At 35.7% G+C, this 21890-nt stretch carries 18 protein-coding genes; 16 read left to right on the top strand and 2 right to left on the bottom strand.

Going from position 1 to position 21890, the window contains the following annotated elements; translation table 11 throughout:
* Window positions 1-23: 23 nt before the first annotated feature.
* Window positions 24-1187: an ArnT family glycosyltransferase gene (locus tag Q3Y49_RS09620; protein ID WP_303267937.1), complete on the bottom strand. Its 1164-nt coding sequence runs from the start codon at window positions 1185-1187 to the stop codon at window positions 24-26.
* 60 nt (window positions 1188-1247) lie between these two features.
* Between Q3Y49_RS09620 and fabG the strand changes: the two genes are divergently transcribed.
* The 3 genes from fabG to Q3Y49_RS09635 all read left to right on the top strand — a co-directional run bounded on the left by fabG (window position 1248) and on the right by Q3Y49_RS09635 (window position 4918).
* A complete protein-coding gene (fabG, locus tag Q3Y49_RS09625; RefSeq protein WP_303267938.1) occupies window positions 1248-2000 on the top strand; it encodes a 3-oxoacyl-[acyl-carrier-protein] reductase in 753 nt (250 codons plus the stop codon).
* 333 nt (window positions 2001-2333) lie between these two features.
* A complete protein-coding gene (locus Q3Y49_RS09630; protein ID WP_303267939.1) occupies window positions 2334-2828 on the top strand; it encodes a hypothetical protein in 495 nt (164 codons plus the stop codon).
* 44 nt (window positions 2829-2872) lie between these two features.
* Window positions 2873-4918 carry a CHU_0125 family OmpA-like outer membrane integrity protein gene (locus Q3Y49_RS09635; RefSeq protein ID WP_303267940.1) on the top strand — a complete coding sequence of 682 codons (2046 nt, stop codon included), beginning with the start codon at window positions 2873-2875 and terminating at the stop codon, window positions 4916-4918.
* Between the two features lie 437 nt (window positions 4919-5355).
* Here the strand turns inward: Q3Y49_RS09635 and Q3Y49_RS09640 are convergent, their stop codons facing one another.
* A complete protein-coding gene (locus Q3Y49_RS09640; protein WP_303267941.1) occupies window positions 5356-6519 on the bottom strand; it encodes a T9SS type A sorting domain-containing protein in 1164 nt (387 codons plus the stop codon).
* Between the two features lie 283 nt (window positions 6520-6802).
* Here Q3Y49_RS09640 and Q3Y49_RS09645 point away from each other — a divergent pair, with 283 nt between their 5' ends.
* The 13 genes from Q3Y49_RS09645 (at window position 6803) to ruvA (ending at window position 21873) form a co-directional block, all read left to right on the top strand.
* Window positions 6803-7588: an enoyl-CoA hydratase/isomerase family protein gene (locus tag Q3Y49_RS09645; RefSeq protein WP_303267942.1), complete on the top strand. Its 786-nt coding sequence runs from the start codon at window positions 6803-6805 to the stop codon at window positions 7586-7588.
* A gap of 149 nt (window positions 7589-7737) precedes the next feature.
* On the top strand, window positions 7738-9216 hold the full coding sequence (locus Q3Y49_RS09650; RefSeq protein WP_303267943.1) for a lipopolysaccharide biosynthesis protein: 1479 nt from the start codon (window positions 7738-7740) through the stop codon (window positions 9214-9216).
* A 26-nt stretch (window positions 9217-9242) separates the two neighbouring features.
* Window positions 9243-9677 carry a dUTP diphosphatase gene (gene dut / locus Q3Y49_RS09655; RefSeq protein ID WP_303267944.1) on the top strand — a complete coding sequence of 145 codons (435 nt, stop codon included), beginning with the start codon at window positions 9243-9245 and terminating at the stop codon, window positions 9675-9677.
* Between the two features lie 77 nt (window positions 9678-9754).
* The gene (locus tag Q3Y49_RS09660) at window positions 9755-10765 is read left to right on the top strand and encodes a sugar phosphate nucleotidyltransferase (RefSeq protein WP_303267945.1); all 1011 of its coding nucleotides are present in this window, start codon (window positions 9755-9757) and stop codon (window positions 10763-10765) included.
* Window positions 10766-10772: 7 nt separating this feature from the next.
* Window positions 10773-12536, top strand: coding sequence for a tetratricopeptide repeat protein (locus Q3Y49_RS09665; RefSeq protein WP_303267946.1), 1764 nt, complete (start codon window positions 10773-10775; stop codon window positions 12534-12536).
* Window positions 12520-13260 carry a lipoprotein insertase outer membrane protein LolB1 gene (gene lolB1 / locus Q3Y49_RS09670; RefSeq protein ID WP_303267947.1) on the top strand — a complete coding sequence of 247 codons (741 nt, stop codon included), beginning with the start codon at window positions 12520-12522 and terminating at the stop codon, window positions 13258-13260. The genes Q3Y49_RS09665 and lolB1 overlap by 17 nt, the downstream gene beginning before the upstream one ends.
* Window positions 13250-14455, top strand: a complete 1206-nt coding sequence (locus Q3Y49_RS09675; RefSeq protein WP_303267948.1) for a murein hydrolase activator EnvC family protein — start codon at window positions 13250-13252, stop codon at window positions 14453-14455. The genes lolB1 and Q3Y49_RS09675 overlap by 11 nt, the downstream gene beginning before the upstream one ends.
* 142 nt (window positions 14456-14597) lie before the next feature.
* Window positions 14598-14840, top strand: a complete 243-nt coding sequence (locus tag Q3Y49_RS09680; RefSeq protein ID WP_303267949.1) for a Sec-independent protein translocase subunit TatA/TatB — start codon at window positions 14598-14600, stop codon at window positions 14838-14840.
* Window positions 14841-14842: 2 nt separating this feature from the next.
* Window positions 14843-16267 (top strand): Asp-tRNA(Asn)/Glu-tRNA(Gln) amidotransferase subunit GatA, encoded by a 1425-nt coding sequence (gene gatA / locus Q3Y49_RS09685; RefSeq protein ID WP_303267950.1) that lies wholly within the window; start codon window positions 14843-14845, stop codon window positions 16265-16267.
* A gap of 20 nt (window positions 16268-16287) precedes the next feature.
* On the top strand, window positions 16288-17745 hold the full coding sequence (locus tag Q3Y49_RS09690; RefSeq protein ID WP_303267951.1) for a lytic transglycosylase domain-containing protein: 1458 nt from the start codon (window positions 16288-16290) through the stop codon (window positions 17743-17745).
* Window positions 17746-17755: 10 nt separating this feature from the next.
* Window positions 17756-18862: a DUF4837 family protein gene (locus Q3Y49_RS09695; protein ID WP_303267952.1), complete on the top strand. Its 1107-nt coding sequence runs from the start codon at window positions 17756-17758 to the stop codon at window positions 18860-18862.
* 141 nt (window positions 18863-19003) lie between these two features.
* Complete coding sequence (locus tag Q3Y49_RS09700) at window positions 19004-21283, top strand: NADP-dependent malic enzyme (protein WP_303267953.1); 2280 nt, start codon at window positions 19004-19006, stop codon at window positions 21281-21283.
* Window positions 21280-21873 carry a Holliday junction branch migration protein RuvA gene (ruvA, locus tag Q3Y49_RS09705; RefSeq protein ID WP_303267954.1) on the top strand — a complete coding sequence of 198 codons (594 nt, stop codon included), beginning with the start codon at window positions 21280-21282 and terminating at the stop codon, window positions 21871-21873. The genes Q3Y49_RS09700 and ruvA overlap by 4 nt, the downstream gene beginning before the upstream one ends.
* Window positions 21874-21890 lie beyond the last annotated feature (17 nt).

Consider the following 21890-nt stretch of genomic DNA (forward strand, 5'->3'; position numbering starts at 1 on the left):
CTATGAAGTTTGAAGCACAGTTGTTAGTAGAATATTTTTGCTGACTTTTGCTGATGTTTACTTCTATAATTCCATTGCGCTACGTTTTTAGTAGTCCTTGTAATATTATATATTAAAAGAATAACGATAAGTGCAGATAATACCATTTTCATTTTCCTAGAAATTAGTTTTTCATAAAGCCTTTTCGAAATAGTTGTTAGTTGTAAGATTAATAAGGGTATAACAGGAGCTAGAAATCTGCCTGTTTCGCTTAATTCAAATTTGGGTAATAGCAAGAATGAAACAATGTAAGTCAGAAATATAGTAGATAGAATGTTATTGATATTTGACAATAAGGGGACTGATAAAATAACTGTACCTGCAGTAATTAATAGAAATGGGGGAATTAGGTCACTATAGGGTATAAATATTCTTATTAATTCACTTGCAAACGTTTTAAGATTTGAAAAGAAGTCAATAATTGGCGGACTGCTGTAAAAATAAAATTCTTCAGGAAACCTGAGTTTTTGATTAATATTCCATACAACATTCGGAGTTATTATGACCAAGTGGATGAATATCATCTTTAGGAGATAATGCCATTTTCTTTCCTTTAGAAAGGTACCTATTGATTGAATTGTAAGTCCTAGTATGATAAAAACACCTGCATTTCTTTGTAAACACATTAGGGATAACAGGATTGTAGCTATAAACAGAAACTGAATCTTGGATTGCTCACCTCTCCATTTTATGTAGAAATATAAACCTGAGTAAAAAAGAAGGATAAAGATTGTTTCTGACCAAAGAAAGCTAGAGACAAGATAAGGGTAAACTGATACAGAGAATATTGCTAAAGTAGGAATTGCTAAATTTCTACTAGATTTTAGTTTAACAACCCAGTAGATAAATAGTAAGGAGGACAGTAAACAAATAGTGTGAAAAATATAATAAGCTTTCTCACTAAAGAAGCTCATTATTATCGGGAAGAGGGGTGGCCAGAATGTGTAAACGCCACCGTCATAAGCTTTAAGAACAAAATCTGACTGAAAACTCCTTGATGCGGACCAATAGTGAAAGGAATCTGAATTCCAAATTAAACCACCAGAAGTTGCATATAAATGAATACAAAATGCTGTTAATAGTAAGGGAGCAATAATGATATATTCATATTTATTGACAAATCTTTTTAAGTCTATTTCCCCTTTCATTTTCTTAATTAGCTTAATACTTGTAATTTTAGACTTTTTACAATCAACTACAAACCGATTATGACAAAACTATTAGAAGGAAAAACCGCACTTATCACGGGTGCTTCAAAAGGAATAGGTAAAGCTATTGCCGAAAAGTATGCTGAACAGGGTGCTAACGTAGCCTTTACTTTTTTATCTAGTGTTGAAAAAGGTCAAGCATTAGAAAAAGAACTAACTGATGCCTACGGTGTAAAGGTTAAGGGATATCGTTCCGATGCCTCAAATTTTCAAGCAGCAGAAGAGTTGATAGCAAATGTCGTCTCAGATTTTGGTAGCTTGGATGTTTTAGTGAATAATGCTGGGATTACTAAAGATAATTTGTTGATGCGAATGACTGAGGAAATGTGGGATGATGTCATTAATATCAATTTAAAATCTTGTTTCAATACTGTGAAAGCCGCAAACCGGACCTTCATGAAGCAAAAAAGTGGTTCTATCATCAATATGACTTCTGTGGTAGGTATTAAAGGAAATCCTGGTCAAGCAAATTATTCCGCTTCCAAAGCAGGTATTATAGGTTTTACCAAATCTGTAGCCTTAGAATTAGGATCAAGAAATATTCGTTCAAATGCCATTGCACCAGGTTTTATCGAAACGGAAATGACCGATGCCTTGGATGAGAAAACAGTTCAAGGCTGGAGAGATGCCATTCCATTGAAAAGAGGTGGAAGGCCAGAGGACGTAGCAGATTTATGCGTTTTTCTGGGATCTGATATGTCTGCTTATATTACAGGTCAAGTAATTCAGGTTGATGGTGGAATGCTAACTTGATCTACAGAAATTTTTTAAACCTGTCAGGAACACCTTAATTATCAATACTGGATTATTTTACAGCCTTAATTTCTTAGCCAGGAGCCGTGACAGGTTTGCTTTATTTTCTATTGAAGCAGTGTTTGTCAGCAACACTAAATCGTAAAGTTGAATTGACTATTCAAATTTCAGAGGAGAGACAAAAATAAAGAGAACTTGGAGCTAGCGAAGGCTCAGAGTTCTTTTTCAGAAATTTCCTTCGAACTTATTAACTTTAACAATCGTTAATTGGAGAAATTTGAATCAACGTTATAATTTTTTAGCATTAGCAAAACAAATAATTACAAATCAGATATGTACACCAATTTTAATGAGTTAGATAAGAGTTCAAGACTGTGGGTTTACCAATCGGATAGGGTACTCAATGAGACTGAGAAGCAATTTATTCTTGATAATGGTAAAGCATTTGTGGAATCTTGGACAGCTCATAATCAAGCACTAAAAGCTTCGATTGAAGTTAAATTTAATCGATTTATAATATTGGCCGTAGATGAAACTCAAGCACCTGCAACAGGTTGCTCAATTGATAAATCAGTACATTTCATTAAGGCTATAGAGAATGAATTAAAAGTCAACCTGCTTGACAAAGGGAAGGTAGCTTTTAAAAGAAATGATGAAATCTTCTTAGAAAACTTAGCGGGCATTAAATCAAAAGTGGAGTCAGAAGAAATTACGCCCGATTTATTGACTTTTAACAATATGGTGACTAGCAAAGGAGATTTTGATTCTCATTGGTTAATTCCTGTGAGTGATAGCTGGATGGCTAGATTTTTGAGAGCAAAAGTATAATTATTGCAACTTTTTCGTTTACTTTAAAACAGGAGGATCGACTTTTGAGGAATACTGCACAAATTTTAGTTTTTATTAGTTTTTTATTCATAAACGCATGTTCTGTTTATAAAAAGGCAGAGAAAAAGTTTGAAAAAGGTGAATTTAATTCTGCTATCAATTTATATAAACAGGCGGTAAAGAAAAATGATAATGCTGCTCAAGCATTATTTAAAACAGCTGAATCATACAGACTATCCAATCGATTGGAGATATCTGCACCTTTTTATGAGGCCGCCATCGATTCAGGTTATAGAGAAGATGAAGTTTTTTATAATTACGCACTCGCATTAAAGTCGAATTCCTCTTATACCCAGGCTAAAGAAGTCTTAGAGAATTATTTGCCCAACGCAAATAATCCTGAAATTAAGAGATTGGCCGAATTCCAGTTGAAAAACCTTTCCAATATTGACGAAATCCTCGAGGATCAAACATTCTATACGGTTAAAAATCTAGAGGAAATAAATACACCAGCAGCAGAATATGCTCCATTTTTTCATGATGACGAATTGTATTTTACTTCAACTAGAGATGACGATGGCAAGATATACAAGGCCACCGGAGACAATTACTCTGATATCTACAAGGTGAAATCACGGGGTGCAAATGTGGACACAAGTAGCATACAAAAACTACCCCCAATTATTAATTGGCCAGATGCAAATGAAGGTTCTGTGGCCATTGATCCACGGGGTCGAACTATGGTTTTTGCAAGAGGTAATACAGGGAAGCGGAAAGGGCTTAATGATGTTAATCTATATATTACAAGATATAGAAATAGTAAATGGTCCGAACCTGAATTAATGAGGATAAACGATCCTGAAGCATGGAATTCTACTCCTGCCTTTAGTGAAGATGGAAGAACACTATATTTTTCCTCCACAAGAGAAGGTGGATTTGGAGGGGTTGATCTTTACTCTGCAACGGTTAATAGCAGAGGTCAATGGGGGAATGTTAGAAATCTGGGTGAGAAAATTAATACACCAGAAGACGAAATGTTTCCTTCCACCTCACAGGATGGAAAGTTATATTTTTCCTCCAACGGGCATCCCGGATTAGGTAAACTTGATATTTTTGTGGCTGACCGAAAAGGAGGGAAGGTTACAATCTCCCACTTAGGGAAACCTATGAATTCCAATAAAGATGATTTTGCTGTATTTATGTATTCACCTGATAGAGGCTTCTTTTCAAGTGACAGGCCTGGAGGAAAAGGAAGAGATGATATTTATACATTTAAGAATGAAGATCCAAATCTTAAAATTATCAACTATTTTCTTGAAGGCGTAACTACTACCAATAATTCAAATGAAGTGGAGGTAATTCTGCCTGGTGTAAACGTAAGAATTTTCTCTCAAGACAGCGTTTTGCTTGGAGAAATTTTAACTGGGCAAGATGGGAAATTTAATTTCAGAGTATCTGAAGAGGAGGAGTATTTCATTATTGCAGAGCGAGATAATTTTTTTACCACCAGAAAGACGTTTTCTACAATAGGAAAAACATTGGATAAAAGCCAATTGACTTCATTAATTACTAATAAAGTATTCCAAACAGAAATTCTGCTCGAAGAGATTATTTTGGATAAAGCTTTTGAGCTTGAGAATATTTACTACGATTTCGATTCCGCTAATATTCGAGCAGATGCGGCAGTCGAGCTTGATAAATTAGTTACTATTTTAAATGATAATCCACCGATAAAAATTGAACTAAGTTCACATACGGATGCCAGGGGAGAGGCGGCATATAATCAAGATCTTTCTAGAAGAAGAGCAGAATCAGCTGTTGCTTATATTATTTCTCAAGGCATTGACCCTTCAAGAATTAAGGCTAAAGGGTACGGGGAAAGCCAGTTGATCATTGAAGATGCTGAAACGGAAGAAGAACATGAAACCAACCGAAGGACTGAATTTAAAGTAACGGAATACGATAAGGAAATTGCCAGAAGAATAAGGGAACAAGAAGAAGCACAGTTCAAAAAAGGTACAGTAGAAGTGGAGATTAAAGACGAGAAAGCAGTTCCTGAGGCTTCCACGGATGAGTTCGATTTTAATTAGGAGACCTAGTTCCATAGTCTTAAAATATACTTCTATAATCCCTTCAAGTGGATATTTTGCTCGTAATTAAGAGAGTATTTAATATAAGTTAGCATCGTTTCTGTCAAATCAACTGAGGGCATAGATTTAAGGAGAAACAATCTTATATCTAATAACAAAAACATAACTTTCTGTGACAAAGGTATCGACTTCAGGCGGGTTAGGGGTCAAAAAAAGCCTCACATTTCTACTAGGCGCTCCTATCGTTGAATATTGGTCAATTTATTTCAATTAAGCAACTTCCTCCCCAAATTAAAAAAGAACCGTAAATCTGTGCGAAGTATCCCCTTGAGGTGATCATAGGGGTGTATTGTACCTGGTTATAATTATGCTATGAACAAAAAAAAGCCCCGCATTGCTGCGAGGCTAACCCTATTGTTGCATGATGATGAGTTATCTTATTGAATAATAACTCTAATATTTTCTTGTAATCCGTTATGAATTACTTTTAAGATGTACATGCCGGACTTCAATTTCTGATTGATTTGCAGTGTGCCATCGGTATTATATTCTCTAAATTCTTGGATTTTAACACCATTTAGGTCAAATAACCCTACATAAGCTAATTTCTCTCTAAATTCAGTTGGTACCTGAATTTTTAAGTTGGAAACATCCTTCACGGGATTAGGCGATACCGCTAATTTACCTTCAAACCCCACTTTAATGCTTGAAACTGGTGAGTATTCAAAAGATCCATCAATATCTACAGCTTTTAATCGATAATGAACAACACCGAACGGACTATTTCTATCCGTAAAATCATAATAGACATCTGAATTACTTTCACCTAAACCTTGAACCATTCCAATTGGGTCCCAATTGCTTTGGTCTAAAGAACGCTCAATCTCAAAATGTGAGAAATTCTCTTCTTTAGCGGTTACCCAGTTTAAATTGATATTTTTATTTGATTTGGTAGTAGTAAAGGATTTTAGTTCGATCGGAAGTGAAGTTTGACCATCTCCATTTACAAAATTTTCTAAATCAGAAAAACCATCATCTGATAGCTGATCAATAGTTCTTGCACTATTTGGGTCTCCACCGTTTATAATGTCATCTGAAGTACCAGTGTATTCTGTAGCATATACATTACCATTCCCTGAATAATCAGCTTGATTTGTATTGCCTTGATCTCTGCTGACCGTACCTTTAACTATTAATGTTCCTTCGGTATTAATAGATATTTTATTATCTAAAACTAAATTGCCAAATACTATAAAGACTCCTCCTGTGCCAATGACTAATTGCATTGCTTTGTTTTCAAATACAACATCTCCATATACTACCAATGTATCATTTACGGTAAAATCCCTTCCCTCATTATTTGTAGCAAACTGCAATGCAGTTGACGTACCCGGAGTTGGTGCTGGATATTCACCTCTATTTATATATCCTTGTATAGTAATGTTTTCAGGCCCTAATCCAGTAGTGTTAGGAGCTGTACCACCTTGCCAAGAACTATTATTCGTCCAAATACCCTCGTAATTATCATTACTAGTTTTCTGGCTATAAGCTTTAGTTAATAGTACAGTAGAAAGTAGGGTAATAAATAAAATGTTCTTCATTTTCATATAGATTATAATGCAAATATACTTCAATAGATCTAATCTATTCAATATCAATAAGTAAATCACTGATGATTTATTACATAATACACTTAATATACGACTACTCCCTACATATTGGTTGTCAAGTATATAGTATTTACGTTGAACCACTCATTTTACTCGATTAAGCCCCTAATATCCAAAACTTAGTGGTAAGATTACAGTCATTATAACAATTAGCTCTTTGTGGTTGCATTCGCATGCGCTATATTTGCATTCTAAAAGAAACTAGAATTCATTTATGGCTGATTTTGAAAACCTACAACTGGCTAATGATAATGGTGTGTTAACCGTCACCATCAATAGAGCCGAAAAACTAAATGCCTTAAATATCGCCACTATAGAAGAATTGCGTGAAGCTTTCCAAGATATTTATGATAATCCGGATGTGAAATCTGTCATCTTAACTGGGGCAGGAGAAAAAGCTTTTGTAGCAGGGGCGGATATTTCTGAGATATCAGAACTCAATGAAATGAATGGCAGAAAGTTTTCCGAGAACGGCCAGGAGGTTTTTGAGATGATAGAAAAGTGCCATAAACCTGTCTTGGCAGCGGTAAATGGTTTTGCTTTAGGCGGTGGTTGTGAATTGGCTATGGCTTGTCATATGCGAGTTGCAACACCTAATGCAAAATTTGGTCAGCCGGAAGTAAATTTGGGTATAATCCCCGGATATGGCGGTACACAGAGATTAACGCAGTTGATCGGCAAGGGAAAAGCTTTGGAATTAATGATGACAGCTGATTTCATCGATGCTGAAGAAGCGAAAAGCCTTGGGTTAGTAAACCACATCGCTGAAAGTCATGACGAATTAATGACACTGGCCAATGCTATATTAAGTAAAATCAATAGCAAAGCTCCTTTAGCTATCGGGATGGTGATTGATAGCGTAAATGCTTATTATGCTGGAGAAGAAAATGGTTATCAAACTGAAGCCAATAGCTTCGCGGCTTGTTGCAAATCCGAAGATTTCAAGGAAGGAACAAAAGCGTTCTTAGAAAAAAGAGCTGCGGAGTTTAAAGGTGAATAGCAGTAATTAATACTTAATAATTTTTTAATTAATAATTAGAAAAATATGGGAATTAGGAAGATGATGTATCGTTTTGGTCTCTTTCTTCCTATTTCTTATTTCTGGTACTCAACTTCCCTCTTCCCGCATCCTACTACCACCTTCCCAGCATGAATCCATTAAAAAAATTAGCATCCGAAGCCGGTTTATATGGATTGCCCAGTATTTTGGGCAGATTGTTGAATTATCTGTTAGTTCCTATTCACACTGCAGTTTTTATGACGGATCAATTTGGAACTATTACCAAGTTGTACGCCTATGCTGCCTTTTTGAATATAATCTATACCTACGGAATGGAAACAGCGTATTTCCGTTTTGCTACCAGAGAAAAATCAGGAAATTACTACGAACAGGCTTTTACCTCTATATTATTAACTTCTATTCTTTTTAGTGGAGCAATATTTATATTTGCTGAACAGATAATACAATTTCTGGACTTATCTGTTGAAACTTACATTGTCCGTTATCTATCTGTCATCTTTTTTGTAGATGCCATAGTCGCTATACCACTGGCAAAACTACGTTTAGCTCATAAAGCTCGAAAATTTGCATTTACTCGAATGAGCAGTATAGTGCTGAATATATTATTTAATTTATGCTTTTTGGTGCTGTTTCCATTTTTGGCAAAGTCAGGATACATGCAATGGGACACTCAAGAGCCATTTGATATAGGATATGTTTTTCTAGCCAATTTGTTGGCGAATGCATGCATGCTGATCATATTATATCAGGAAATATTTTTAGTCAGATTAAGATTCCATTGGGCGAGAACCAAGAAAATGATGGTCTACGCAGTACCAATATTGTTAATGGGTTTGGCGGGTATAGCGGTAGAGCAACTGGATAAGATCATCTTTGAATATTTGTTGCCGCAAAATTTTTATGAGGGAGTAAATGCTGAAGAAGCCTTAGGGATTTATTCTGCTACCTTCAAACTTAGTATTTTTATGGCATTAGCGATTCAAGCATTTCGCTATGCTGGAGAACCTTTCTTCTTTAGTCAGGCAGAAGATAAAGAAGCCCCAGAGCTTTTTGCAAAGGTGCTTTATTATTTTGTTTCGCTTTCCTTGCTGATTTGGGTGGGAGTGAGTTTGAATGCAGATTTGATTGGTAGAATATTTTTAAGTAAAGATGCTTTTCGTGATGCCTTGTTTTTGGTTCCAATATTGCTACTAGGGAAATTGTTTTTTGGGATTTATATAAATCTTAGTATTTGGTTTAAATTGACTGATAAAACGTACTATGGAGTCTATATTAGCATAGTTGGCGGACTAGTAGCTTTGGTGGGAGACATCCTTTTAATACCTATTTTGGGATATACCGGGGCTGCTTTCGCATCAGTTTTGGCTTACTTTAGTATGACCGCATACTGTTATTTTAGTGGGCAGAAGCATTTTAAAATACCCTATTCCGTAGGAAAGATAGTCTTGAATATTTTGATTGCTGGCGCAATAATTGCAGCATTTTTTTACTTTAAACCTGCCAATACAGGGCTCAATTATGGTTTAGGTATCGGAATTAGTGCACTCTATGCTGCCTTGATGTTTCTGTATGAACGTAAGAGTATTTTATCCAATAAATTAAAATGATACTTTTGAGTTTTCAATAATAAATTATGGAAGTAAAAGTTATAAATAAATCGAAGAACGAATTACCTGCATATCAAACAGACAGTGCGGCTGGTTTGGATTTAAGAGCCAATTTGGGTGAACCTATTGACTTAAAGCCAATGCAAAGGGTGCTTGTGCCAACAGGTTTGTATATGGAACTACCTAAAGGACATGAAGCGCAAATACGCCCTAGAAGTGGGTTGGCATTTAAGCACGGGATCACAGTGCTGAACAGTCCAGGAACAATAGATGCAGATTATAGAGGTGAAATTAAGATTTTACTGGTAAATCTTTCAGACGATTCCTTTTTGATTGAATCAGGGGAAAGAGTTGCACAAATGGTGATTTCTAAACATGAGCAAATTGACTGGAGTTTAGTAGATAGTCTTGAAGACTCTGAAAGAAGTGCCGGTGGTTTCGGAAGTACTGGTAAAGTCTAAGATAGAATCATTTTTTTCTTAAATTTAGTTTTTAATTAAGCTATAAAGCCAATCGGCATTAAAAGATATAAATCATTATGAACATTATTATTCCAATGGCAGGTATGGGAAAACGAATGCGTCCTCATACTTTAACAATTCCAAAACCATTAGTACCGATAGCCGGAAAACCAATTGTGCAGAGATTGGTAGAAGATATTGCAAAAGTTTGCGGCAGTGAGGTAGATAAAATTGGTTTTATTATTAAATCTTCCTTTGGTAAGGAGATTGAAGAAAGTTTAATAAATATTGCTGAATCTGTAGGAGCAAAGGGCTCCATCCATTATCAAGAAGAAGCCTTAGGTACTGCCCACGCCATTATGTGTGCGAAAGATTTATTGGATGGGAATTCTGTTGTGGCTTTTGCTGATACGCTATTCAAGGCTGATTTTAAATTAGATACATCTGAAGAGGGGATCATTTGGACGCAAAAAGTTGATGATCCTTCCGCTTTTGGTGTTGTAAAAGTGAACGATGATAATGTAATTACGGATTTCATTGAAAAGCCTGACACTCCGGTTTCCAATTTGGCAATTATAGGTATTTATTACTTCCAGAAGGGCGAAGACTTAAGGAAAGAGTTGCAATACTTACTGGATAACGATATCAAAGATGCAGGTGGTGAGTTCCAAATCACAGTGGCATTGGAGAATATGAAGGCGAAAGGAGTCAAATTACGCCCTGGCACTGTGACAGAGTGGTTGGATTGCGGCAATAAAGATGCTACGGTTTATACCAATCAGCGCTATTTGGAGTTCATTAAGGATGAAGAATTGATTAGTCTCTCTGCGAACGTTGAGAATTCAGTAATTATTCCTCCCGTCTATTTGGGTGATAATGTTTCAATTAAAAACTCTGTGGTGGGTCCTCACGTTTCCATCGGAGATAATACAGAAGTTCATGATAGCAGAATAAGTAACAGCATTATTCAAAAGAACTCCAATATAACTGAAGCGCAACTTAAAAACAGTATGTTAGGAAGCTTTGTATTATATCAGGGAGCGGCTAAGGATTTAAGTATTGGTGATTACAATAAGGTGATTGAATAGAGATAGAGTGGAAATTAAGATAGGGAATAGCGTTAGCATTTTGTTTTTTGTGGTTCTTTTGATGAGTTCAGCTTTTGTGGTGAATGCACAAGTACCTGAAACTCCTCAGCAGGAGGATATTTTGCCTGACGCTGATCCTTTAAAGGTTGATCGATTCAATGTCGAGTTTTTGATAGTAGAGGGAATGCACTTTTTGGCTATCGATAATCCTTCTAAAGCATTGGACAGCTTTATGAAAGCGCACCAAATAATGCCTGAGAATTCTGCCTTGAATTTTAAAATTGCCAAAATTCTAAAGGATAGTGAAGATACCGAACAGGCACTTTTTTATATTTCAAAAGCAACTGATGAGGAACCTAATAATTATTACTATCAGGCCTTGCAAGCTGAAATTTATACTGACTTAGGGGATTTATCCAGTGCGATAGATACATACGAAGTCTTGTATAAACTCAATGAAGAAGCTCCAGATGATTATTTATTGGAACTAGCGGCATTATATCTGTATAATGGAAACCCTAATTCAGCTTTAAAAACATATGATAGGATTGAGCAGCGTTTGGGAGTTTTGGAGGAAGTTAGTACTCAGAAACAAAAGATCTATTTAAAACAAAACAAGTTAAAAGAAGCGATTGCGGAAGGAAAGCGGCTTGTTAAGGCGTATCCTAAAGTAGGGAGCTATGCAGTTTCCGTTGCGCAAATATTAGTTTCAAATGATAAAAAATTGGAGGCAGTCGATTATTTGAAGGAATATTTGAATGAACATCCTAATCAAGCGCTAGTAGAAATGGAATTGGCTAAGCTATACAGACAAACCAATGAAATTGATTTGGCATTAAAGTATTTTAAGAAAGCATTTAACTCTGAGGAAATCCAATTAGAAGATAAGTTGAATAATTTCGTTGCTCTTATTCAAAAGTTATCAGAGAATGAAAATAATTCAGAACTTAAGCAGCTAGGATCTAATATTTTAAAGGTTCACTCCAATGATGCCAATGCCTATGCTGCTAATGGTGATTTACACTTTGCTCTAAAGGAAATGGACAGTGCTCAATACTTCTATGAAAGGGCAGTTAAAATTAATGGCAATAACCTACAACTTTGGCAAAACCTATTGTCATTAGAAATGGAAAAGAATAATTACCAAAAAGTAATTGATTATGCTGATGAAGCCATTTCTTATTTCCCAAATCAGCCCGTTTTATATTTATATGGTGGCTCGGCACATTTTTCATTGAAGAATTTCAAAAATGCCATTATGATGTGGGAGCAAGGGAAGTCAATTGTTTACGGAAATGATAGAATGAAAAGCAGTTTTGCCGCCCAGTTAGCGGATGCTTATCATGCCGATAAGCAATATGAAAAAGCCTTTTCAACCTATGAAGAAGCGATCAAAGCAAACCCAAATAATTATTTCGCCATCAATAACTATACTTACTATTTGTCATTAAAAAAGAAAAATTTAGAGAGGGCGAAAGAGCTTTCAAGTAGAATGGTGAAAGCAAACCCAGAAAATACCACCTTTTTGGATACTTACGGTTGGGTACTTTTTCAAAATGAAGAATACGAAGAAGCTCTAAGAGTTTTGGAAAAAGCGGCAGAAAATCAAACTTCTGCTACTATTGTCGAACATTACGCTGATGCTTTATTTAAAGTAGGTCAAAGAGAAAAAGCATTGGAACAATGGAAGAAAGCCAAATCTTTAGGTGGAGCTTCTGATTTAATTGATAAAAAAATAGCTGATAAAAAATATTATGATGCGTCTATTTAGTGTGCTTTTATGCTCTGCAGTTTTAGTATTATCCTCTTGCGGTAAAAAGCTTTTACCTACTTCCTCAATAGAGGAAGAATATGCTCTGGAGAGATTTGATTTCGATTATTTGCAAGCAAAATCAAAGATCAGATTCAGCTCTCCTGACAGAAGCTTAAGTTCAAGCGCAAGTATCAGAATGAAGAAGGACAGTATTATTTGGATTTCTGTTTCTCCGGTTTTCGGAATTGAGGCAGCCAGAGGATTCATCAGTCAAGATACTATTGTTTTTATGGATAGGGTTAATAAGGACGTTTATCGATATAATTACCAAAGTTTAAGCAATGCGCTTAATTTTGATATTAATTTTGAAATGATCCAGTCCATTATTTTAGGAAACCAGGTTTTTGATTTTAAAAGGAATGATAATTTTTCTAAAAGAGCGGGAGAATTGAAAATTGCTCAACAAAGGGGTAGGTTTGAATTGGAAACTCGAGCCTCTTCCAAAAATAGGAAGGTAGAAAACGTGAAAGTTCGGGAGATACCAGACGGAAGTAGAATGGAAATTATTTTTTCCGAATTTAACATAGTGGCAAATCAGGCATTTCCATTCAATACTAATGTTGAAATTATAGCCAAAGGAACAGAGGAATCGACACAAGTTGAAATTAATCACTCAAAAGTGGAAGTAAGTGATAGTCCAATTTCTTTCCCTTTCAGTGTCCCGGGTAAGTATGAAAATTAATTTTTTACATATAGTCATTTTTGCCTTACTTTTTTTTGGAAGTAATTCCATTTTGGCTCAAAAATCTAGGGAAGAGCTTGAAAAAGAAAAGAAAGAAAACCTAGAAAAAATTAGCCAGGCAGAAAAAATATTAAGCCAAACCACTTCTAAGAAAAAAGCTACAATTGGTCAGCTGAATGCTTTAAACTATAAAATTGAGGCTCAACAATCTCTCACTAATTCGATTTCCAACGAGCTTAATTTATTAAATCAAAAGTTAAATGAGATTGGCAGTATCATTAACTCAATGGAATCTGACCTGGACAAAATGAAAGCTGAGTACGCTAGTATGCTCTATGCAACTCAAAAAAGCAATCAGTCATTGAGTAAATTGGCTTATGTTTTTGCCTCCTCTTCCTTTTACGAGATGTTCATGCGTCTCAAGTACATGGAATATTATGGAAAAATGCGTAGGCAACAAGCTAGTCAAATTGAAATGATTAAAGACTTATTAATTGGCCAAAAAGAAAGTGTTGAGGAGGTTAGGTTAGAGAAAAGCACTTTGTTGCAAGAACAGATTTTCAGGAATAGGGAACTCAACAAATTGAAACTGCAGCAGAGTGATTTGGTAGCAGAGTTGAATAAAAGAGAGAAGCAGGTCAAAAATGAAATAGAAGAGCGGAAGAAGGCAGTTGATAATCTTGAGAAAATTATAGCAGACCTAATAAAGAAAGAAATTGAGAAAAGTTCTAAGGGTACTTCTTCTACTAAATTTGCATTAACCCCGGAAGCTAAGGAATTATCAGATTCATTTGCTGGCAACCGAAATAAGCTGTTTTGGCCTGTTAACTCTGGTTTTATCACACAAAAATTCGGGACACACCCGCATCCAGTATATAAGAATATTCAGATAAAAAATGATGGGGTTGATATTCAAACCAATGAAAATGAGGAAATAAGAGCAGTTTTTGACGGTGAAGTCAGAAATGTTGCATTTATTCCGGGGATGAACAATGTAGTGATGGTGCAGCATGGAGAATATTTCACTGTTTATGCTAAATTGAAAGATGTAAAAGTAACAAAAGGGGATAAGGTGGACGCTAAACAGTCATTGGGTACAGTATATACCAATGGTGATGGAACATCGGAAATCCAGTTTCAAGTCTGGAAAAATAGCCAGAAGCTAAATCCTGAGCAATGGTTGTTTAAGAAGTAAGTTTTGAAATTAAAGTATCAGCCTTGAACTATTTACCCATTCTCAGCCTTTAGCTTAAATAAGCGATCAATTTTTTGATGAGTGATTGCTTAGGCAGTTAAATATTAATTAACTTTACATTCACATTTATAATAATTGAGCAATGAACACAGTATTTGCATTTTTTGGAGGATTAGGAGGATGGGAAATTCTTCTAATCATGTTGGTGATTTTAATATTTTTTGGTGCTAAAAGAATTCCAGACCTTGCTAGAGGACTAGGAAAAGGTATCAGAGAGTTTAAAGATGCTACTACAGAAATAAAAGACAATATTGAAGATGGAGGTACTAAAAACACTACCTCTAAAACAGATAGCACAGAAAGTAGCAATACTAAAGACCAATAAAATTGGAGACCTATCACAGTCTAAAACAACTTCAGCTTGGTCTGAAGCAAAATAAGTATTCCCTAAAATCAGTGGTAGAACATTATTTAAAGCAAATTGAGGAGCAAAAGCACCTCAATGTGTTTTTAGATGTATATGCAAATGAAGCATTAGCAGAAGCTGAAAATCTGCAAAAGAAGCTTATTGCTGGTAAGCCTTTAGGGAAATTATTTGGACTTGTGATTGGGATAAAAGATGTATTGGTTCAAAAAGGCTACCAAGTGAGGTCTGCCTCTAAGATTTTAGAAGGTTTTGAATCGCAGTTTACTGGAACAGCTGTCCAAAGATTAATCGATGAAGATGCCATAATAATTGGAGTCGAAAACTGTGATGAGTTTGCAATGGGCTCTTCCAATGAGAATTCGGCTTTTGGCCCCACCTTAAATGCAGCGGATAATTCCAAAGTGCCAGGAGGTTCTTCAGGAGCATCTGCCGTAGCCGTTCAAGCCGGTTTGTGCATGGCTTCTTTAGGTACAGATACTGGAGGTTCAGTTAGGCAACCTGCTGCCTTTTGTGGTGTTGTAGGTATTAAGCCTACCTATTCCAGAGTTTCAAGATATGGGTTAATTGCCTTTGCTTCTTCTTTTGATTGTATAGGTGTTTTCTCTAAAAATGTTGAGGACAATGCCCAAATATTAGAAGTAATTGCGGGTCATGATGAATTTGATAGTACGGTTTCTAATGAGTCTGTACCTGCGTATTCAAAAGATCTTCAGCTTAGCAAAAAGCTAAAAATTGCATACTTAAAGGAGACTTTAGAAAATGAAGCGCTCCAAACGGAAATTAAGGAAGCCACTGTAGCCAAACTGGATTGGTTGAGAAGTCAGGGGCACCAAGTCGTTGAAGTAACTTTTCCGCATTTAGATTACTTATTGCCCACCTACTACATTTTAACAACTGCCGAGGCAAGTTCTAATTTATCCCGTTTTGATGGAGTCCGCTATGGGTATAGAGCGCCAGAAGCACACAATATGGAAAGTATGTACAAACTTTCTCGTTCTCAAGGGTTTGGTGAGGAAGTAAAACGGAGGATTATGCTAGGTACTTTTGTGCTGTCGGCCAGTTACTATGACGCGTATTACACTAAAGCCCAAAAAGTAAGAAGGATTATTAGAGACGAAACGAGAAAAATGCTGGCAAAATATGACTTTATTGTCTTGCCAACTACTCCAACCACGGCATTTCCTTTAGGTGCAAATAGAGATAATCCTGCTGAAATGTACTTAGAGGATGTTTTTACCGTTCAAGCTAATGTGACTGGTGTCCCTGCCATTTCTATTCCAAATGGCGTGGATGCAAAAAATTTACCCATTGGCTTGCAAATAATGACGGACGTATTCAAAGAAAGTGAATTATATGCGTTTGCTGATTATTTGATGAAATCATAATCTTATTATAAATTAGTGTGATGGTTAAAAAAATATGTGTTTTTGGCTTTTTATGGTGGCTGTTCCTAACTCCAGTTTTCGGCCAACAATTCATATACGATATAGAAAATGTAATTCCTGACTCTATATCTGCTTCAAATACTGAATCAGATCAGGAAAATGATAGTCTTATTAAAATATCTCATCATTATGAATATGTTCCTGAATATGAGCAAGAAATTGTACAGGAAAGACTAACTCAGATTGAAAATGAAATTCCGTTAACCTATAACCCAATTGTCAATTCATTTATCAATTATTTCACTGTAACTAATAGAGAATATACTAGAAAGGTAGCCAAGTTACAAAGCAAATATTTTCCAATGATCGAAACCTACTTGGAAAAATACGATTTACCAGATGAACTAAAGTATTTAGCCATTGTAGAGTCTGGTTTAAATCCAAAAGCTAAGTCTCCCGCGGGTGCTGTCGGGCTCTGGCAATTTATGCCGCTTACTGCTAGACTGGATTATGGATTAAACGAAAATTGGTATATAGATGAGAAAATGGATATGGAAAAGTCTACTGATGCGGCTTGCAGATATCTTTCTTTTCTTTATAAATATTTCTACAATGATTGGCAATTAGCTTTAGCAGCTTATAATACTGGGCCTGGTAATGTGAGAAAAGCGATTAGGAGAAGTGGTTATAAAAAAGATTTTTGGGAGATTTATCCGTATTTATATAGAGAAACAAGGTCTTATGTCCCTCAATTTATTGCTATCATGTACAGCATGAATTATTTGGAAGAGCACAATCTCTTTATAGAGGAATTCGAATACATGCCTAAATATGAAACCATTTCTGTTTCAGGATTTTTAAGCTTGCCATTATTTGCAGAGCATTCTGGTATTTGTATTGATGTTTTAGATGATCTAAACCCTGAGCTCAAGCGGGGTGTGATTTCTGATAATCACACTTTGTATAAATTACGTATTCCATCTCATCAAAAAGATTTTGTAGTTGCAAATTTGGACGAAATCATGAGGTTTGCCGGACAAGGAAAAGAACATTTTGAAAGATTGGCAAGAAATGAAGTGGGGAGTACTTATGGAAGACAAAAATTGAATTATAAGGTGCAGTCGGGAGATGTATTGGGTAAAATTGCACAAACTTATAATGTTAGGATCGCGGATTTACAGCAATGGAATAATTTGAGAGGCACTGTCATAAGAGTTGGTCAACCACTAAGTATTTGGATCGCAGATGATTTTTACGATAATGTGAACAAAAAACTTGCTTCTATAAGCAGAAGCTCTGCAACTGATATTGATCAAGCTTTGAAAACTGGGGAATATAAAGTTCAAGATGGAGATACATTATGGGATATTTCCAGAAAATTTGATGGACTTTCGGTAGAGAAGTTGAAAAAAATAAATAATTTGGAGGGAAATGGTATTAAACCAGGTCAGATCCTTAAAATTAAAGAAAATTCATAATTCTATAATCATGTTGAAAATCAATAAATTATATATCTTATCGGTCATGCTCTTATTTTCCCTTCTCACAGTTTCGTGTGGTGATGAAGGCAAAGGTGGACAAGAAGATGATGGTTCAAAATCTACTTTACAAAAAGCGAGAGGAGAAGCAGGAGAAGTTATTTTAGTTATCCCGCCCAGCTTATGGGAAGGACAGCTGGGTGACCTATTGAGAGAAATTTTTACTTCCAATGTTACAGTCTTGCCTCAAGATGAAAAACTATATGATTTAAAACCTGTGGACCCGAGTAAATTTAACAGTGTTTTTAAGGCTTCTCAGAATTTGATGTTTGTCGCTACTTTGGATAATGAAAAACCAGAGGGAAAATACATGAAAAAGTATTTTACGGAAAACTCATTAAATCAAATAGAAAAAAACCCTGATTTGTTTTCTTTCAATCAGGAAGATGTTTATGCTCGAGGACAGGAAGTACTGTACCTTTTTGGAAGAAATGAAGAGGAGCTGATAAAGAATATAAATTCGAATAGATCAGGGATCAAAGAATTTTTTAATGACAAAGAAGCGGAAAGATTAGTAGCTAGTTTCAAAAAAACAGCGCAAAAAGGTATTATGAATTATATTCAAGATTCTTTAAATCTTGAGTTAATTGTGCCGGTTGGTTTTGATGTAGCGCAAAAAAGTGAAGACTTTATTTGGGTAAGGGAATTAGATTCTAAAGAGGAGTATAATATTTGGATGGTGAAAATGCCTTATAATGATGAATCTGTGTTTGATCCTGATCAAATTAAATCTTTTAGAAATTCGCTAGGGGAAAAATACATCACAGACAAGGATCTTCCCGATTTACATCTAACCAGTCAGGACGAAATGGACTTCGTTATTGATACCATAAACCTGAACAATAATTATGCTTTAAGAATAAAAGGATTGTGGAAGTATTCTGACAATTCTAGAGGGGGTTCATTTGTGAGTTACTTGTTTGCTAACGAAGAATCTGGGGATTTGTATTACCTAGAAGGCTATGTGGATGCACCCGGAGAGTCAAAAAGGGAACCCATGCGCAGGTTAAAAGCAATATTGGGTACTGCTAAGGTCCCTGAAAGTATCAAAGACTAAAATTCACTAAAATGCTTTATTAAGCTGAATTTTGTCATAGTCTTTCCTACATTTACTTAATAATTGTTTTATTATTTTCAATTGAGGAGAATGTGAAGTTCTCCTGCTTCAACGTAGATATTCATTTTTATATAAATTGTTATGCCTAAAAAAGTTCGTAGACAAGACGCATTAAACTATCATATGCAAGGCACACCCGGGAAGATTGAAGTGGTGCCTACCAAAATGTTAAGCTCTCAGTCGGATTTGGCATTGGCCTATTCTCCTGGAGTGGCTGAACCTTGTAAAGAAATAGAGAAAGATAAAGAAAATGCTTATAAATACACTGCTAAGGGTAATTTAGTAGGTGTGGTTTCCAATGGAACAGCAGTTTTGGGTTTGGGAGATATTGGACCTGATGCATCAAAACCAGTAATGGAAGGAAAAGGTGTTTTGTTTAAAAAATTTGCTGGAATTGATGTTTTTGATATTGAAATTCAAGAGAAGGATCCTAAGAAGTTAATTGAGATCATTAAATCTTTGGAGCCAACTTTCGGTGGGATAAATCTAGAGGATATTAAAGCCCCTGAATGCTTTGAAGTGGAAACTGCCTTAAAAGAGCAGATGAATATTCCTGTGATGCATGATGACCAACACGGGACAGCCATAATATCCAGTGCCGCTTTAATCAATGCATTGGAATTGGTGGGTAAAAAAATAGAAGAAGTTAAAATAGTAGTGATGGGAGCAGGTGCTGCTGCCATCTCTTGTACTAAGCTTTATCATTCTTTAGGAGCAAAAATCGAAAACATCTATATGTTTGACAGAAAGGGTCTCTTAACAAAGGATAGAGATGATTTGAGTGAACAAGGAAAGCTTTTTGCTTCCGCTAATAAAGATGTTCACGATCTATACGATGCTATGAAAGGTGCTGATGTGTTTCTGGGCTTATCAGCTGGAAATGTTATCAATAAAAAGCATATAAAGGCAATGGCCGACAACCCTATAGTTTTTGCTTTAGCCAATCCAGATCCGGAAATTCCGTATGCAGATGCAATGGCGGCACGTAAGGATATTATTATGGCTACTGGAAGATCTGACCATCCTAATCAGGTAAATAATGTAATTGGTTTTCCATATATTTTTAGAGGTGCTTTGGATGTTAGAGCCACGGCTATTAATGAAGATATGAAACTGGCTGCTGCTTATGCAATAGCCGAATTGGCCAAGCAACCTGTTCCTGAATTAATAAACAAGGCATACGATGACCAAAAAATTGTTTTTGGTAGAGAGTACCTGATTCCAAAACCGCTGGATCCTCGGTTAATAACAACAATTTCTCCTGCTGTGGCCAATGCGGCCATGAAATCTGGTGTTGCGAAAACAAATATTAGAGACTGGTCTCAATATGAAGTCGAACTCCAAAAAAGGATAGGAGTTGACCAGAAATTGATGAACAGAATCTTAACTAAAGCTAAAAAAGATCCAAAGCGCGTTGTATTTTCAGAGGCTGATAATGCTAACATACTTAAGGCCGTGCAGATGGTCATCGATGAAGGGATTGCTCAGCCGATTTTATTAGGGAATCGTAAAAAGATTGAAGCCCTAATTGAAACTCATCAGTTAGATTTAGGAGGGGTTGACATCATTGATAATTTCCTGGATGATGATAAACGTCAAGAGTATGGAAAGGTACTATATGATAAAAGAAAGCGAAAAGGAGTTACTCAATATGAAGCTGTAAAATTAATGCGTGACCGAAATTATTTCGGAAGTATGATGGTGGAATTGGGTGAAGCTGATGCCATGATTTCAGGGCTTACTAAAGATTACCCTAAAACTATTAGGCCTGCATTGGAGATCATTGGATCAGAAGAGGGAAAGCGAGTTGCAGGTATGTATATCTTATTGACCAAGAAGGGTACTTTCTTTTTCTCCGACACCACGGTAAATACAAATCCCACTGTGGATGAACTAGTGGAGATAATCGGTTTAACAGCTAGAGGTGCCAGAGTATTTGGTTATGAGCCTCGAATGGCAGTTTTATCTTATTCTAATTTTGGTAGCAGTAAAGGAGAGATACCAGAAAAAACAGCTAAAGCTCGAAAAATAGCTAAAGAAAAATGGCCTGATCTGATCATCGATGGTGATATTCAAGCCAATATTGCAGTAAATGAAGAGTTATTAAAGGAAACGTATCCATTTAGCGAACTGGCGGATAAGGGAGCCAATACATTTATTTTTCCAAGCTTAGCTTCAGGGAATATTGCTTACAAATTATTGATGGAGTTAGGAAATGCAGAAGCAATTGGACCAATTTTGCTAGGGATGAATAAACCAGTGCATATTCTTCAGCTTGGTAGTTCAATTCGAGAAATAGTAAATATGGTAGCCATCTCAGTAGTGGATGCACAAGACCATCAGAATAGATCTAACTTATGATTTCATTTTTAAAAGGACTCATTATTGAGCTAGAACCTACCCACCTAATCATTGAGGTGGGTGGCGTTGGTTATCATGTCAACATTCCGCTTTCAGCATATGATGCATTAAAAAATAAAAAAGAAGCAAAGATTTTGACCCATTTCCACGTCAAAGAAGATGCTCAAACACTTTATGGATTTTATTTACCAGGAGAACGAGCAGTATTTTTAGATTTGATCGGGATTTCAGGAATTGGCCCTTCAACTGCAATTGGCATGTTATCGGCTATGAATCCAAGTGAAATCAAATCTGCAATTGTATCGGAAAACGTAAAGCAAATTCAATCCATTAAAGGTATTGGCGGTAAAACTGCTCAAAGGGTGATCTTGGAATTAAAAGATAAATATAAAAAAGAAGGTTTAATTTCAGAATCTAGCCATTCTTCTGTGGTTTCAAACAATAGCTTAAGGAATGAAGCGTTATCAGCTTTGATAAATTTAGGGTTCGCTAAAAATTCCGCTGAAAAGGTTATTGATAAGATATTGCAAGCTAACAAGGAAAATATTACTTTAGAGCAATTAATTAAGCAAGCCTTAAAATCAGCCTAAACTAAATTGTATTTTGC

Origin of the sequence: Marivirga harenae, assembly GCF_030534335.1 — a bacterium.
Lineage (GTDB): Bacteria > Bacteroidota > Bacteroidia > Cytophagales > Cyclobacteriaceae > Marivirga > Marivirga harenae.